This is a genomic window from Variovorax sp. H27-G14 (assembly GCF_046156345.1).
Classification (GTDB): Bacteria; Pseudomonadota; Gammaproteobacteria; order Burkholderiales; family Burkholderiaceae_C; genus Variovorax.
The window spans coordinates 131,620-145,745 of the sequence record NZ_JAYLVN010000016.1 but is presented as its reverse complement, the minus strand read 5'-3'; the positions used below and the strand labels follow the sequence as shown (position 1 = coordinate 145,745).

The following is a 14,126-nucleotide window of genomic DNA, read 5'->3' as shown; positions in this document are numbered from 1 at the left end:
TCAGGCCTTGATGCCGCAGCCGTTCAGCACAAAGGCCACCAGCTCGCGCGCAATGGGCTCGCGGTCGATGGGCGCGTCGGGTGGCAGGCCGAGCATCACGCGCGTTTGAATGGCGTAGTCGGCATAGCTCTGGGTCATGGCCCAGATGTGCATCAGCAGAATGCGCGCGTCCAGCGGGCGCATCTGCCCGCGCGCGATCCAGCCGTTGATGATGTCGACCTTCTTCTGCGTCCAGCTGCGCGCGTTGGGCCAGTAGCGGTCCAGGTTGCGCCCGCCGTCCAGAATCTCGCGCGTGAAGATGCGCGACATCTCGGGGCTGTCGATGGCGTGGTCGATCTTCTTGCGGATGTAGTTGCCCAGCACCGTGGCAGGGTCGCTCGCGTCCTCGAACGAGAACACCACCTTCCACGCATGCAGCACCTGCAGCAGCAGCTCTTCGTAGAGCTCTTCCTTGCCCACGATGTAGTAGTGCAGCTGGGGCTTGGTGAGGCCGGCCCGCGCGGCAATGGCCTGGGTCGAGGTGCCCTTCAGCCCGTGCAGGCTGAATTCGGTGACGGCTGCCGTGCGGATCGCCGCCATGATGCGCTCGCGCCCAGGGCGCGCGCGCGACAGCGGGCCGTCGGGGGCGGGCATTTCCTGGGCGATGGAGGCAGGAAGGGGGGCGGGCAGGGCGGCGGAATCGGCGGTCATGGCAAGCGGAAGCGGGGGTGCAGGCGGGGGCCGGGCGGGGGGACGGCAGGGTTCGCGGCCGATGGTAATCCTTCGCGCATGACTGCATGCCATGCACGCATGGCGGCACGAAGCATGCGGGCATGGTTCATGTATCTTCCTCGCCGCCCTCAAAGATTCCACTTCAACACAGGAGCTCTCCATGTACCTTTCTCCCCGTTTCAGGGCCCTTGCGGCCGGCACCGCACTGCTGGCGGCCAGCGCGCTCGCGCAGGCGCAGCAGGCATTGCCCAACGTGGTGATCCTCGCCACCGGCGGCACCATCGCGGGCGCGGGCGCCTCCGCCGTCAACAGCGCCACCTACGCGGCGGCCAAGGTCGGTGTGGAGAAGCTCATCGCCGGCCTGCCCGAACTTGCCAAGGTGGCCAACGTGCGCGGCGAGCAGGTGTTTCAGGTGGCATCGGAAAGCCTCACCAACGACAACCTGCTGACGCTGGCCAAGCGCGTCTCGGCGCTGTCCAAGCAGCCCGACGTGGACGGCATCGTCATCACGCACGGCACCGACACGCTCGAAGAAACCGCCTACTTCCTCACGCTCACGGTGCACACCGCCAAGCCGATCGTGGTGGTCGGCTCGATGCGTCCGGGCACCGCGCTGTCGGCCGACGGCGCGCTCAACCTGTACGACGCGGTCAACGTGGCGGGCAGCAAGGACGCCATGGGCAAGGGCGTGCTGGTGACGATGAACGACAACATCGACAGCGGCCGCGACGTGAGCAAGAACGTCAACATCAAGACCAACGCGTTCTCCAGCCAGTGGGGCCCGCTGGGCATGATCGTCGAGGGGCGCAACTACTGGTTCCGCGCACCGGTGAAGCGCCACACCATGAACTCGGAGTTCGACATCGACAGCATCAGCGCGCTGCCGCCGGTGGAAATTGCGATGGGCTACGAAGGCGTGTCTTCGGTTGCCATCGACGCCATTGCCAAGAGCGGCGTGAAGGCGCTGATCCATGGCGGCACGGGCAACGGCTCGGTGGCCGACCGCATCGTGCCTAACCTGCAGAAGGCGCGCGCCGACGGCGTGATCGTCATTCGCAGCTCGCGCGTGCCCGACGGCTTTGTCATTCGCAACGCCGAGCAGCCCGACGACAAGTACGACTGGGTGGTGGCGCACGACCTGCGCCCGCAGAAGGCCCGCATTCTTGCCATGGTCGCCCTGACCAAGACCAGCGACACCAAGGAACTGCAGCGCATCTTCTGGGAGTACTGAGCCCGCGGGCTCAGCGCGCGGTGCGGCGACTGCGGTGCCGCGCGTACTCCAGGCTGCTCACGCACACGAGCAGCCAGGCCAGGCCGGTCAGCAGGCCGGCCGCCACATCGCTCGCAAAGTGCACCTGCAAGAAAATGCGGCTGCACGCGATGGTGACGATGGCCCCCGCAGCGGCCATGGCACACGGCACATGCCAACGCGCAGGCAGCGTGCGCAGCACCAGGTACAGCAGCATTCCGTAGCTCACGATCGCGCCCGCGCTGTGGCCGCTGGGAAAGCTGTAGCTCGTTTCCATCGCCAGCCCGTGGTCGTGCAGCGGGCGGGCCCGCGCAAAGATGTGCTTGAGCGCCGGGTTCAGCACCACGATGCCGCCCAGGGCCAGCACCCAGCCCAGCGCCAGTGCACGGTGCCTGCGCCACCACAACACGGCCGCCACCACCAGGCACACCGGCGCCAGAAACTGCGCGTCGCCCAGGTGCGTGACCCAGCTGAACGCGACCAGTGCCGCCCATGGCAGGTGTGTGGCAATGGTGTCGGTCAGCGCATGGTCGGCCTGGCCGAGCACGCGGCCATCGGAAATGTTCGAGGCAATCCAGGCGAACAGGCTCGACGCCAACAGGATCAGCACAAAGCCTGACGCGAGCCCGACCGCGATGCGGGGCTCGCTGGGCTCGTCGGTGTCTTGCGTCTTGAAGTGGCGCTTTTGCAGCACATGGCAGACCGCGCCGGCACCGAGCACCGACACCGCGAGAAGAGAAACGAACCAGGCCAGCGCGTGCGCGCCGAGCTGCTGGGCAGCAAGAACAAGAGGAGCTTCGGTCAACATGCGGCGCACCCTAAGGCCGCGCCACTTCACTGGCAAGGGAAAGCCCGAATACTTCAGCGCAGCCGAAGGCCTTGTCGCGCGCCATGTAGTCCCAGCGTTCGACGCGGCATGCGCGACGGCCGTCGGCAATTTCGGCCATGTCCGTGCGTACCACGTTCACCGAATTGGGATGGCCGGCGCGCACCCGTGACGACGTGGCCGTGCCGGCCTGCACCGCCCATGCCGTGCGCGCGCAGCCCGCAAACGCGTCGTGCAACGGCCGCACGAACGGCAGATGGATGTGGCCGCCCAGAATCAGGTCCGCACCGGCCGCGCTCCATCGCGCCACCGCCCGCTCGCGCCCGTGCAGGCGGTTGCCCAGGTCCTGCGTGCGCGTGACCATCACCGGCTGGTGCGTCACCACCACGCGCACCTGCGAGGGCAAGGCCGTCGCCAGCCGCTGGGCCACCCGCTCGACCTGCGCCGCGGAAACCGCGCCGTCTTCGTGGCGGTACCAGCGCGTGGTGTTGACCGTGACCACCAGCCACTCGGGCGATTCGAACACCGGCTCCAGGTCGTCGCCGAAGGCCTGCCGGTAGCGCGCATAGGGCGTGAACAGGCGCGCGGCTAGCTGGTACAGCGGAATGTCGTGGTTGCCCGGAATCGCCAGCACCGGCGGGCCCAGCCGGTCGGCAAAGGCCCGCGCGGCCGCGAACTGCGCCACGGTGGCGCGCTGCGTGATGTCGCCCGACAGCACCACCAGCCCCGGTGCCAGCGCGCCGCAAAGCCGCTCGAGCGCGCGCAGCACGTCGGGCTGCTCGGTGCCGAAGTGGGGGTCGGAGATCTGCAGCAGGCAACTCATGAGCGGTTCATTCCCGCGCCGCCCGCAGCTCGGGCGCCGTCTCCGCCGGTCGCACCAGCCACAGCCGCTCGGGCGACACGCGAAACAGCAGCGGCATGTCGACCCAGCCGATCTCGCCGTCGGTCGCCACCTTCACGCGCCGGGCGCCCAGCGCGGCCGCCGGGCGGCTGGCCTTCACCGTGAGCGACTCGAACGGAAAGCTCAGCACCTCGTCGGCATCGCCCAGCCGACCGAGCGCGCCGCGCACCAGCAGACCGGGCATCGACAGCGGCCCCACCGGCTTGAGCGCGACGGCCGCCAGCTGGCCCTGTTCGGGCACGTCGGCCTCGGGAATGCCGACCTGATGCAACTGCAGCGGGTTGTTGCCGACGAACAGCGTGGGCGTGCGAATGTCGCGCTCCTTGCCGCGCCAGGCCATGCGCAGGTTCCAGTGCCGGTGGCCGCGCAGCACCGTCAGCAGGCCCGCGCCCAGCGCAATCCAGCGGCTGCGGCCGTAGCGGGCCTTGTAGGTTTCGCGCTCTTCCAGCAGCTCGGCGTACAGGCCCATGCTGGCGTTGACCAGAAACACCCGGTCGTTCACCAGGCCCACCTGCACCGGCCGGGGCTGCTCGGTCAGCAGGATGTGCAGCGCCTGCGCCGTGTCGCGTGGAATGCCGTGGGTGCGGCTGAAGTAGTTGAAGGTGCCCTGCGGCAGCACGCCGAAGGCGCAACCGCTGCCCAGCGTGGCCTGGGCCACGGCGTTGATGGTGCCGTCGCCGCCCGCGGCCACCACCACGCCGCCCACGGCGCGGGCCCGCTCCACGGCCTCGCGCGCCAGCACCTGCACCTTGCCGGGCCCGTCGATCAGAAAGATGCGGTGCTTGCGCCCGGCGGCGGCGCAGCCTTCCTCGATCACCCGGCGCGCCTCGGACGCGTCTTCGCTGCCGGAGCCGGCGTTGAGCACGATGAACAGGGGGGCGTCGGGGGCGGTCTCGGGCGCTTGCATGTTTTCTGGAAGAGGGGGAAGGGGAGGAGCGGGAGGAACGAGGACAGGGCGGGGAAAGTGCTGCAAAAAGCGCAAAGAGCCGGGCGGCATGCCCTTCGCGGGCAGCAGGTTGGGTGTTGTCCCACCCTTCGCGCGGCCCCGCCAGCAGGCGACTTCCCGCGCCGCTGTGGGAGAGTTGCCCTCCGAACGTAAAATCGCCCGCTTTCGCGGTGCTCCGCCGCGCTACCCCGTCCAATGTCCGGCCCGCGCCGGCCAGCTTCATGTTGACCTTCCAGCAAATCATTCTCAAACTGCAGTCGTACTGGGCCGACAAGGGCTGTGCGCTGCTGCAACCGTACGACATGGAAGTGGGCGCGGGCACCTCGCACACCGCCACCTTCCTTCGCGCGCTCGGCCCCGAACCCTGGAAAGCCGCCTACGTGCAGCCCAGCCGCCGCCCCAAGGACGGCCGCTACGGCGAGAACCCCAACCGCCTGCAGCACTACTACCAGTACCAGGTCGTGCTCAAGCCCGCGCCTTCGAACATTCTGGAGCTCTACCTCGGCAGCCTCGAAGCCCTGGGCTTCGACCTGAAGAAGAACGACATCCGCTTCGTGGAAGACGACTGGGAGAACCCCACGCTCGGTGCCTGGGGCCTGGGCTGGGAGGTGTGGCTCAACGGCATGGAAGTGACGCAGTTCACCTACTTCCAGCAGGTCGGCGGCATCGACTGCAAGCCGATCACTGGCGAAATCACCTACGGGCTGGAGCGTCTGGCCATGTACCTGCAGGGCGTGGACAACGTCTACAACCTCACTTGGACCGACGGCCTGAGCTACGGCGACGTGTACAAGCAGAACGAGGTCGAGCAGTCGACCTACAACTTCGAGCACAGCGACGCCGAGTTCCTGTTCACCGCCTTCAACGCGCACGAAAAGCAGGCCAAGCACCTCATGACCGAGCAGCTCGCGCTGCCGGCCTACGAGCAGGTGCTCAAGGCCGCGCACAGCTTCAACCTGCTGGACGCGCGCGGCGCCATCAGCGTGACCGAGCGCGCTGCCTACATCGGGCGCATCCGCAACCTCGCGCGCAGCGTGGCGCAGAGCTATTACGAAAGCCGCGAACGGTTGGGCTTCCCGATGGCACCGCGCGAATGGGTCGCGCAGATGCCGCCCAAAAAAGCCGCCTGATCTCCCGCACGCACAGCCGCCATGCCCACCGTCTTCACCCACGTCGCCGTTCCCGTCTGCGCAGCCATTGCGCTGGGCACGCGGCGCGTGCCGGTGTCGGCGTTGCTGGTGGGCATGCTCGCTGCCATCGTGCCGGACTTCGACGGCCTGGCCTTCAAGCTGGGCATCGCCTACGGCGGCATGACGGGGCACCGCGGCTTCACGCACACCCTGCTTTTTGCGTTGCTGTTCGGCTTTGCCGGCTGGTGGCTCGCGCCGTACTGGGGCATGCGCCGGGCGGTCGGCTGGGCATGGATCGCGCTGTGCACCGTGTCCCATCCGCTGCTGGACATGCTGACCAACGGCGGCATCGGCATCGCCTTTTTCTGGCCGCTCGACGACGTGCGCTATTTCAGCCCGTGGCGGCCCATCGAGGTGTCGCCCATTGCGCTGAAACGCTTCGTCTCGCCGCGCGGCGCGGCGGTGCTGCTCAACGAGATGGCGACCGTGTGGGCGCCGCTTTTGGCCGTGTCGGTGCTCGCGCTCGTGGCGCGCCGTGCCGCGGACCGGCGCAACCACAACGGGGCCGTCGCCGCATGAGCCCCTTCAGCTTCTTCCCTTCCACGGTGCCGCATCGCTGCGCGCCCGTGACCGGCGCCGCTCGCGGCGCAGTTTTCGTCCTATCCCTCTGAGCCATGTCGTCTGCCAGCCTTCTTGTCGAACTGTTTGTCGAGGAATTGCCACCCAAGGCGCTGAAGAAGCTAGGTGACGCCTTTGCCGGCGTGCTGCGCGATCAGCTGGTGGCGCAAGGCCTGGCCGGTGCCAGCGCCGTGCTCACCGCCTACGCCTCACCGCGCCGCCTGGCCGCGCACCTCACGCAGGTGGCCGAGCGCGCCGCCGACAAGGCCGTGTCGCAAAAGCTCATGCCCGTGGCCGTGGGCCTCGATGCCGCCGGCCAGCCCACGCCCGCGCTGCTCAAGCGCCTGGGTGCGCTGGGGGCAGACGCCTCGGCCGTGCCCGGCCTGAAGCGCGCCATGGACGGCAAGGCCGAAGCCCTGTTCTACGAAAGCACCGCCAAGGGCGCCACGCTGGCCGAAGCCCTGCAGAAGGCGCTGGCCGAAGCCATTGCCAAGCTGCCGATCCCCAAGCTCATGACCTACCAGCTCGAAGAAGGCAGCGACATGCCCGGCTGGACCAGCGTGAGCTTCGTGCGTCCCGCGCACGGCCTGGTGGCGCTGCACGGCGACACCGTGGTGCCCATCGAGGCGCTGGGCCTGAAGGCCGGGCGCGACACGCACGGCCACCGCTTCGAGGCGGCCATCGACCCGGTCGTGCTGCGCAACGCCGACAGCTACGCGCTGCAACTGCAGGAAGACGGCGCCGTCATCGCCAGCTTCGAAGCCCGCCGCGCCGACATCGCGCGCCAACTGGCCGCCGCGGCCGTGCAGGTCGGCGGGGGTGCCGTGCCCATCGACGACGACGCGCTGCTCGACGAAGTGACCGCGCTGGTCGAGCGCCCCAACGTGCTGGTCTGCAGCTTCGAGCGCGAGTTTCTCGAAGTTCCGCAGGAATGCCTGATCCTCACGATGAAGGCCAACCAGAAATACTTTCCGCTGCTCGACGCATCGAACAAGCTCACCAACCAGTTTCTGGTGGTCAGCAACATCAGCCCCGAGGACGCGAGCGCGGTGGTCCAGGGCAACGAGCGCGTGGTGCGCCCGCGCCTGGCCGACGCCAAGTTCTTCTTCGACCAGGACCGCAAGAAGTCGCTGGCCTCGCGCGTCGAGTCGCTGGGCAAGGTGGTCTATCACAACAAGCTGGGCACGCAGGGCGAACGCGTGCAGCGCGTGATGCACATCGCGCGCGCCATTGCCGAGAAGATCGGCAACGCCACGCTGGCCGCGCACGCCACGCAGGCCGCCCAACTGGCCAAGGCCGACCTGGTGACCGACATGGTCGGCGAGTTCCCCGAGCTGCAGGGCACCATGGGCCGCTACTACGCGCTGCACGACGGCCTGGCCGCCGAAGTGGCCGACGCCATCGAAGACCACTACAAGCCACGCTTTGCCGGCGACACGCTGCCGCGCGGCGATGTCGGCCTGGCGGTCGCGCTGGCCGACAAGCTCGAAACGCTGGTCGGCATGTTCGGCATCGGCAACCTGCCCACGGGCGACCGCGACCCGTTCGCGCTGCGCCGCCATGCGCTGGGCGTGCTGCGCATGCTGATCGAAAAAGACCTCGCACTGGACCTGAACGCGCTGCTGCATGACGCCGCCGCGCAGTTCAAGGACATTGCCGGTTTCGACAGCGGCAAGGCCACCGTCGAGCTGCAGGACTTCATTCTTGATCGCCTTGCCGGCAGCCTGCGCGAGCAGGGCGCCAGTGCGCAAGAGGTCGATGCCGTGCTGGCCCCGCGCCCGCAGCGCCTGGGCGAAGTGCCCAAGCTGCTGGCCGCGGTGCGCGCCTTTGCCGCCTTGCCCGCCGCCGCCGCCCTGGCCGCCGCGAACAAGCGCATCGGCAACATCCTGAAGAAGGCCCCCGAGGCCGACGCGCATGTGAGCGAGCTGCTGCTGCAGGAGCCCGCCGAGAAGGCGCTGCACGCGGCCATGGCGCAAGTGGTGCCAGCCGCCAACGCGCAGTTCGACGCCGGCGACTACACCGCCTCGCTGCAGACGCTGGCCGCGCTGCGCGAGCCGGTCGACGCCTTCTTCGACGGCGTGATGGTCAACGCCGAACAGGCCGACCTGCGGCTGAACCGCCTCGGGTTGCTGATGTCGCTGCATGCGGCGATGAACCGCGTGGCGCAGCTCGAGCGGCTGGCGGTCTGATTCTTTCCTGACGACTCCACCACGGGCGGCACTGCCATGAAACTCGTCATCCTCGACCGCAACGGCACCCTCAACGTGCACCGCGAAGATTTCGTCAAAAGCGACATCGAGTGGACGCCGCTGCCCGGTGCGCTGGAGGCCGTGGCGCGGCTGAACCATGCGGGCTGGCATGTGGTGGTGGCGTCGAACCAGTCGGGCCTGGGCCGCGGGCTGTTCGACATGGCCTCGCTCAATGCCATGCACGCCAAGATGCACAAGATGCTCGCGGCCGTGGGCGGCAAGGTCGACGCGGTTTTCTACTGCCCGCACAGCCCCGACGAGGACTGCGATTGCCGCAAGCCCAAGCCGGGCCTGTTCCTGCAGATTGGCGACCGCTACGGCATCGACCTGAAGGGCATCCCGACCTGCGGCGACAGCCTGCGCGACATGCAGGCCGGCGCGGCAGCCGGCTGCGAGCCGCACCTGTTGCTCACCGGCATGGGCGCGGCCTGCATCGGCGTGGACCCGCTGCCTTCCGAATACCCGGCGAACACGGTGGTCCACAACGACCTCCCCGCCTTTGTCGAATTTTTGCTCGCGCGCGAAGCGCGGGCCGCACTGCAGGTGACTGTCTGATGGCGTTTATCCGTTCCTTTCTCCATGCCCTCTGGATGCTGGTCACCGTGGTGCCCTGGGGCATCATCATGTGCGTCAGCTCCATCTGGAAGCGCGGCATTCCGCTCTACTGGATGGCCGAGCGCTGGCTCAGCTGGGCCATTGGCGGCGCGCGCGTTCTGCTGGGCATCAAGACCCGCGTCACCGGCATGGAAAACCTGCCGACCGATGCGCTCGCCGGTGCCGTGCTGCTGGTGAAGCACCAGTCCACGCTGGAGACCTTCCTCATGCCCACGCTGATGCCGCATCCGCTGGCCTACGTGTTCAAGAAGGAGCTGATCTACGTGCCCTTCTTTGGCTGGGCGATGGCGCGGCTGGACATGATTCACATCGACCGCACGCAGCGCGCGCAGGCCTTCAACAAGGTGGTGAACCAGGGCCGCAAGCTGCTGGCGCAAGGCATCTGGATCATCATGTTCCCCGAAGGCACGCGCATTCCGCGCGGCCAGAAGGGCACCTACAAGAGCGGCGGCACGCGGCTGGCCTGCGAGACCGGCGTGCCGGTGATTCCCATTGCCGTCACCTCGGCCAGGGTGTGGCCGCGCAAGGCTTTCATCAAGCGCCCGGGCGTGGTCGATGTGTCCATCGGCCCGGCCATTTCGAGCGTGGGCCGCAAGCCCGACGAACTGATGCGCGAAGTCGAGGCCTGGATCGAGGCCGAGATGCGCCGCCTCGACCCCGAGGCCTACGCCGACAGCCCGCTGCCGGCCACGCCAGAAGCGGTGCGCTGAAGGCCACGGAAAGCCCGACATGGGGGAACTGCTTCAGTTCACGATGGACCTTTTCGAGGGGCTGGGCAGCGAGTTCGCACCCTCGGCGCCTGTGCCCCCCGCGCCCGCGCGGCCGCCCCGGCTGAAGAAGCCGCAGCGGGCAGCACCGCCACCCACGACGCCTGTTCCGTCTGCTCCGCCCGCTCCCCTTGACCCGCATGCACCGCCTGCAGTGCCCCTGGCCGACACGCTGACCCTGGCCAGCTTCGTCCACCCCCAGGCCTCGCGCGAGCTGGTGCTGGGCGCCGCGCGCGTGGCCTACGAGTTCAAGCGCGGCCAGCGCAAGACCATCGGCTTTCTGGTGGGCGCCGAGGGCCTGTCGGTGCGGGCGCCGCGCTGGGTCACGTTGCGCGACGTCGATGCGGCCATCCGCGAAAAGTCGGACTGGATCCTGCGCAAGCTCACCGAAACGCAGCAGCGCCACGCGCGCGTCGAGGCCACGCGCATCGAGTGGCGCGACGGGTCGCTGTTTCCATTCATGGGCGAGATGGTGGTGATTCGGCTCGACCCGAAGCACGGTTTTGCCAGCGTGGGCGGCACGCTCGACGCGGCCGAAGGCGACGCGCCCCGGGCGCTGCGGCTGGCCGTGGCGCAGAACGCGGCGCCCTCGCAGATCCGCGATGCGGCGCAGGCCTGGCTGATGCGCCAGGCGCGCAAGCTGTTCATCGAGCGGCTTGACCACTTTGCGCCGCTGCTGGGTGTGCGCTGGGCCAAGCTGAGCCTGTCCAACGCGGCCACGCGCTGGGGCAGCGCCAGCGCCGACGGGTCGATCCGCCTGAACTGGCGGCTGATTCACTTCCGCCTGCCGGTGATCGACTACGTGGTCGCGCACGAGCTGTCGCACCTGCGCGTGATGGACCACTCCCACCGGTTCTGGGAAACGGTGGAAAGTGTGGTGCCCGACTACGGCGTGCTGCGCCAGCAGCTCAAGGACGAGGCGGTTCCTCGCTGGGCGTGACTGCAGGGCGTTGGGCGTGACCGCCGGGGCGCACAGCGCGCGCTCCGCGGTCAAGCCAAATCAGCGCGCGTGCGTCACGCCGCCGTCCACCACCAGCGTGGACCCCATCACATAGTCGCCCGCGCGCGAGGCCAGGAAGATGGCCGCGCCCGCCATGTCTTCCGGCGTGCCGATGCGCCCGGCCGGAATGCGGTCTTTCACCACGTCACCGTGGTCGCGCGCGTCCTTGTTCATGTCCGAGGCGAATGCACCAGGGGCAATGGCGCTCACCACGATGCGGTCCTGCGCCAGGCGCAGCGCCATGCGGCGCGTCAGCTGAATCAGGCCCGCCTTGCTTGCCGCGTACGAGTAGGTCTCTTGCGGGTTCACCGAAATGCCGTCGATCGACGCGATGTTGATCACCTTCGACAGATGGTCCGTGGCGGCCTTCTTCAGCATCGGCGTGAGCGCCTGCGTGAGGAAGAACGGTGTCTTCAGGTTCAGGTCGACCACCTTGTCCCAGCCGCTTTCCGGAAACTCTTCATACGGCGCGCCCCAGGCCGCGCCGGCGTTGTTCACCAGAATGCCGAGCGAGTCTTCATGCTTTGCATAGGCCGCAACCAGCGCCTGCGCGCCTTCCAGCGTCGACACGTCCGCCGGCAGCGACACGCAGTGCCCCAGGGCTGACAGCTCCTTCGCCGTCTGGTCGCAGGCCGCGGCCTTGCGCGCCGAGATGTACACGCGCGCGCCCTGGGCCAGGTAGCCCTCGGCAATCATGCGGCCGATGCCGCGCGAGCCGCCGGTGATCAAGGCGGTGCGGCCCTTCAGCGAAAAGAGTTGGGTGGTGTCCATGGTGCCGGTGTCTCCTGAATGAATGTTTTCAGCAAACGAGCTTAGTGCGGGCACCGCCGCGCACGCGTCACCTCGGTGTCAGCAGCAGTTGCCGGGGGCTGGTGAAGCTGCGCCGCTCGCCCGTGAGCGGATCGATGAACGACAGCGACTTGGCCAGCAGCTGCAGCGGCTTGTCGAAGTCGTCCGCGCCCTCGGGCAGCAGCACGGGGTAGATCGGGTCGTTCACTATCGGCATGCCCAGCGCCTGGCAATGCACGCGCAGCTGGTGCTTGCGCCCGGTAACGGGCGAGAGCTTCAGCAGGGCATGGCCGTCGCGCACTTCCTGCACGGCAATGTGGGTCTCGGAGTTGGGCTCGCCCGGTACTTCGCGCACCCGCATGAAGTGGTCGTCGTCGACCAGGCGGCTGCGGTAGGTTTCGGGCACCGACGACACGCCCTCCTGCCAGGGCACGACCGCCTCGTAGTGCTTGTCGATGCGCCGCTCCGGAAACATCGCCTGGTAGGCGCCGCGCGTGGCGGCCCGCACCGAGAACAGCACCAGCCCCGAGGTGCTGCGGTCGATGCGGTGCATCGGCACCAGGTCGTCCAGCCCCAGCTTGCGTTTCAGGCGCACCAGCAGGCTCTGCTGCAGGTATTTGCCGGTGGGCGTCACGGGCACGAAGGGGGGCTTGTCGACCACCAGCAGTTCGTCGTCCTGGAACAGGATCTGCTCTTCGAAAGGAATGTGCGCCTCGGCCTCGAGCGTGCGGTAGTAGTACACGCGCAGCGGCGACTGGTAGCGGCGCGCCAGGGTCACGGGCACGCCGTGCTCGTCGATGACGTCGTTCGCCTCGATGCGCGCGGTCCAGGCCGCGCGCGTGATGGCGGGAAAGCGCTCGATCAAAAATTCGGCGATGGTGGGCCAGGGGCCGGCCGAGAGGCCGACGCAGCTCGGGCCGACGCCGTCGCGCGTGGGCAGGGGCAACTGCGGCGGCTTGCGTCGCGTCATGGCGAGACCGATGACGAGGACGAAGAAGACGAAAAAGACGATGAGGACGAAGAGGCCTGCTGCAACATCTGCAGCGCTTCGGCGAACGAAGGCCGTGCGGCCACGTCGGGCTGCAGGCAGCGGTCTTTCAGCGTTGCCACCGAGGCGGGCGCCGCGTCGGTGCAGCGTTCGAGCAGCTCTTGCAGCAGGCAGCCGAAGGCGCGCATCTCCAGCCGCTCGAAGGCGTGTGCCTGCGCCGCGTCGAGCGCGCCGGTCATCCATGCCGCGCCGAAGTCGCCGAGCCGGCCACCGCGTTGCGCGTGCCACAGGATGTTGTGCGCATAAAGGTCGCCGTGGAGCATGCCGCGCGCATGCAGGTGCTGCATGGCCGAGGCGATGTCGCGCGCGATGCGCAGGGCCACGCTGCACGTCCAGCGCGCGTCTTCCGCATACACGTCGCGCGTGCACGAGGCCAGGCTTGGTGGCCCCGCAAGCGTGACGAACGCCGGGTCGACCAGGCCCATCACCAGGCCTTGCACGCCGTCAGGGTGGCCGTCGATGCGGCTCTGCGCGGTGATGAGCGTGGGGTGCGTGCCCGCCGCAATGCACGCGGCCATTTCGCTGTGCGGCCAGCCGTCGCTGGTGACGGCGCCCTTGAAGAGCTTGACCGCCACCTGCCGCGACGTGCCCAGCGTGGCCTGGTGGATCACGCCCGATGCGCCTTCGCCGAGCTTCTTGCCCAGCGTGAGTTCGCGCCAGTCGGTGTGCGGCACCGACCGCGCGGCCATGGCCGCGTCTTCGGCCTGCGTGTCGAACGGGTTGCCCGCGCAGGCAAGCCACGAAAGGCGCGGCAGCGAAAGCAGCCACGCTGGCAGCGTGTGGAAGCGGTTGGCCGAAATGCGCAGCAGCTCGAGGCCTTGGAGCGCGGCCATCGAGGCCGGCAGCGCACGCAGCCGATTGCCCGCGAGCATCAGCTTCTGCATGCGGGTGCAGTGGCCGAGCGTGTCGGGCAACTCTTCGATCTGGTTGTCGGTGAGGATCAGCCAGCGCAGCGACGGTGGCAGCGCGGCGGCCGGCACGGTGTGGATCTGGTTGGCCTTGAAGCCGACGATGTCGAGCTGGCTGCACCGGCCGATGGATTCGGGCAGCGTGGTGAAGCGGTTGTCGGAGCAGAACAGCACGCGCAAACGGTGCAGCCGGTGCAGATCGTCGGGCAGCGTGTGCAGCGCATTGCCCGACAGGTTCAGCGTTTCGAGCGAATCTGCAAGCTCGAACACCTCACGCGGAAACTCGGTGAGTCCGCACGAGAGATCGATTCGTTTGGCGCCTGCCAGCCGGCCCGCGCGCAGCTCAGCCAGCGTGTTCATGCGGCGAGT

14 protein-coding genes are annotated in these 14,126 nt (G+C 68.4%); 7 read left to right on the top strand and 7 right to left on the bottom strand.

From position 1 onward, the window contains the following. Positions 1-633, bottom strand: a complete 633-nt coding sequence (locus tag VLK31_RS27860) for a TetR/AcrR family transcriptional regulator (protein ID WP_409171739.1) — start codon at positions 631-633, stop codon at positions 1-3. Positions 634-871: 238 nt separating this feature from the next. Between VLK31_RS27860 and VLK31_RS27855 the strand changes: the two genes are divergently transcribed. Beyond that, positions 872-1,942 carry an asparaginase gene (locus VLK31_RS27855; protein ID WP_409171719.1) on the top strand — a complete coding sequence of 357 codons (1,071 nt, stop codon included), beginning with the start codon at positions 872-874 and terminating at the stop codon, positions 1,940-1,942. 10 nt (positions 1,943-1,952) lie between these two features. Here VLK31_RS27855 and VLK31_RS27850 read toward each other — a convergent pair whose 3' ends face one another. The 3 genes from VLK31_RS27850 to VLK31_RS27840 are packed head-to-tail and all read right to left on the bottom strand — an operon-like array spanning position 1,953 to position 4,594. Next, entirely contained in the window at positions 1,953-2,768 is an 816-nt protein-coding gene (locus VLK31_RS27850) for a phosphatase PAP2 family protein (RefSeq protein WP_409171718.1), read from the bottom strand. A gap of 10 nt (positions 2,769-2,778) precedes the next feature. Next, entirely contained in the window at positions 2,779-3,609 is an 831-nt protein-coding gene (locus VLK31_RS27845) for a metallophosphoesterase family protein (protein WP_409171717.1), read from the bottom strand. Positions 3,610-3,616: 7 nt separating this feature from the next. Next, positions 3,617-4,594 carry a diacylglycerol/lipid kinase family protein gene (locus tag VLK31_RS27840; protein WP_409171716.1) on the bottom strand — a complete coding sequence of 326 codons (978 nt, stop codon included), beginning with the start codon at positions 4,592-4,594 and terminating at the stop codon, positions 3,617-3,619. Positions 4,595-4,854: 260 nt separating this feature from the next. Here VLK31_RS27840 and glyQ point away from each other — a divergent pair, with 260 nt between their 5' ends. The 6 genes from glyQ (at position 4,855) to VLK31_RS27810 (ending at position 10,952) form a co-directional block, all read left to right on the top strand. Then, positions 4,855-5,763 carry a glycine--tRNA ligase subunit alpha gene (gene glyQ, locus VLK31_RS27835; protein ID WP_093130572.1) on the top strand — a complete coding sequence of 303 codons (909 nt, stop codon included), beginning with the start codon at positions 4,855-4,857 and terminating at the stop codon, positions 5,761-5,763. Between the two features lie 21 nt (positions 5,764-5,784). Next, positions 5,785-6,342: a metal-dependent hydrolase gene (locus VLK31_RS27830; protein ID WP_409171715.1), complete on the top strand. Its 558-nt coding sequence runs from the start codon at positions 5,785-5,787 to the stop codon at positions 6,340-6,342. A gap of 95 nt (positions 6,343-6,437) precedes the next feature. Continuing rightward, on the top strand, positions 6,438-8,570 hold the full coding sequence (gene glyS, locus VLK31_RS27825; RefSeq protein ID WP_409171714.1) for a glycine--tRNA ligase subunit beta: 2,133 nt from the start codon (positions 6,438-6,440) through the stop codon (positions 8,568-8,570). 36 nt (positions 8,571-8,606) lie between these two features. Then, positions 8,607-9,185: a D-glycero-beta-D-manno-heptose 1,7-bisphosphate 7-phosphatase gene (gene gmhB, locus VLK31_RS27820; protein WP_409171713.1), complete on the top strand. Its 579-nt coding sequence runs from the start codon at positions 8,607-8,609 to the stop codon at positions 9,183-9,185. Beyond that, positions 9,185-9,955, top strand: coding sequence for a lysophospholipid acyltransferase family protein (locus VLK31_RS27815; protein WP_409171712.1), 771 nt, complete (start codon positions 9,185-9,187; stop codon positions 9,953-9,955). The genes gmhB and VLK31_RS27815 overlap by 1 nt, the downstream gene beginning before the upstream one ends. Positions 9,956-9,974: 19 nt before the next feature. Further along, positions 9,975-10,952 carry a M48 family metallopeptidase gene (locus tag VLK31_RS27810; RefSeq protein WP_409171711.1) on the top strand — a complete coding sequence of 326 codons (978 nt, stop codon included), beginning with the start codon at positions 9,975-9,977 and terminating at the stop codon, positions 10,950-10,952. Positions 10,953-11,012: 60 nt separating this feature from the next. Here VLK31_RS27810 and VLK31_RS27805 read toward each other — a convergent pair whose 3' ends face one another. From VLK31_RS27805 to VLK31_RS27795, 3 genes are all read right to left on the bottom strand, one after another. Next, positions 11,013-11,783: an SDR family oxidoreductase gene (locus tag VLK31_RS27805; RefSeq protein ID WP_409171710.1), complete on the bottom strand. Its 771-nt coding sequence runs from the start codon at positions 11,781-11,783 to the stop codon at positions 11,013-11,015. 67 nt (positions 11,784-11,850) lie between these two features. Further along, positions 11,851-12,771 (bottom strand): pseudouridine synthase, encoded by a 921-nt coding sequence (locus VLK31_RS27800; protein WP_409171709.1) that lies wholly within the window; start codon positions 12,769-12,771, stop codon positions 11,851-11,853. After that, entirely contained in the window at positions 12,768-14,117 is a 1,350-nt protein-coding gene (locus VLK31_RS27795; protein ID WP_409171708.1) for a leucine-rich repeat-containing protein kinase family protein, read from the bottom strand. The genes VLK31_RS27800 and VLK31_RS27795 overlap by 4 nt, the downstream gene beginning before the upstream one ends. Positions 14,118-14,126: the final 9 nt, after the last annotated feature.

Coding starts and splice junctions, on each gene's coding strand:
- VLK31_RS27860 (WP_409171739.1), bottom strand. CDS start 633: ATGCCCGCCCCCGACGGCCCGCTGTCGCGCGCGCGCCCTGGGCGCGAG.
- VLK31_RS27855 (WP_409171719.1), top strand. CDS start 872: ATGTACCTTTCTCCCCGTTTCAGGGCCCTTGCGGCCGGCACCGCACTG.
- VLK31_RS27850 (WP_409171718.1), bottom strand. CDS start 2,768: ATGTTGACCGAAGCTCCTCTTGTTCTTGCTGCCCAGCAGCTCGGCGCG.
- VLK31_RS27845 (WP_409171717.1), bottom strand. CDS start 3,609: ATGAGTTGCCTGCTGCAGATCTCCGACCCCCACTTCGGCACCGAGCAG.
- VLK31_RS27840 (WP_409171716.1), bottom strand. CDS start 4,594: ATGCAAGCGCCCGAGACCGCCCCCGACGCCCCCCTGTTCATCGTGCTC.
- glyQ (WP_093130572.1), top strand. CDS start 4,855: ATGTTGACCTTCCAGCAAATCATTCTCAAACTGCAGTCGTACTGGGCC.
- VLK31_RS27830 (WP_409171715.1), top strand. CDS start 5,785: ATGCCCACCGTCTTCACCCACGTCGCCGTTCCCGTCTGCGCAGCCATT.
- glyS (WP_409171714.1), top strand. CDS start 6,438: ATGTCGTCTGCCAGCCTTCTTGTCGAACTGTTTGTCGAGGAATTGCCA.
- gmhB (WP_409171713.1), top strand. CDS start 8,607: ATGAAACTCGTCATCCTCGACCGCAACGGCACCCTCAACGTGCACCGC.
- VLK31_RS27815 (WP_409171712.1), top strand. CDS start 9,185: ATGGCGTTTATCCGTTCCTTTCTCCATGCCCTCTGGATGCTGGTCACC.
- VLK31_RS27810 (WP_409171711.1), top strand. CDS start 9,975: ATGGGGGAACTGCTTCAGTTCACGATGGACCTTTTCGAGGGGCTGGGC.
- VLK31_RS27805 (WP_409171710.1), bottom strand. CDS start 11,783: ATGGACACCACCCAACTCTTTTCGCTGAAGGGCCGCACCGCCTTGATC.
- VLK31_RS27800 (WP_409171709.1), bottom strand. CDS start 12,771: ATGACGCGACGCAAGCCGCCGCAGTTGCCCCTGCCCACGCGCGACGGC.
- VLK31_RS27795 (WP_409171708.1), bottom strand. CDS start 14,117: ATGAACACGCTGGCTGAGCTGCGCGCGGGCCGGCTGGCAGGCGCCAAA.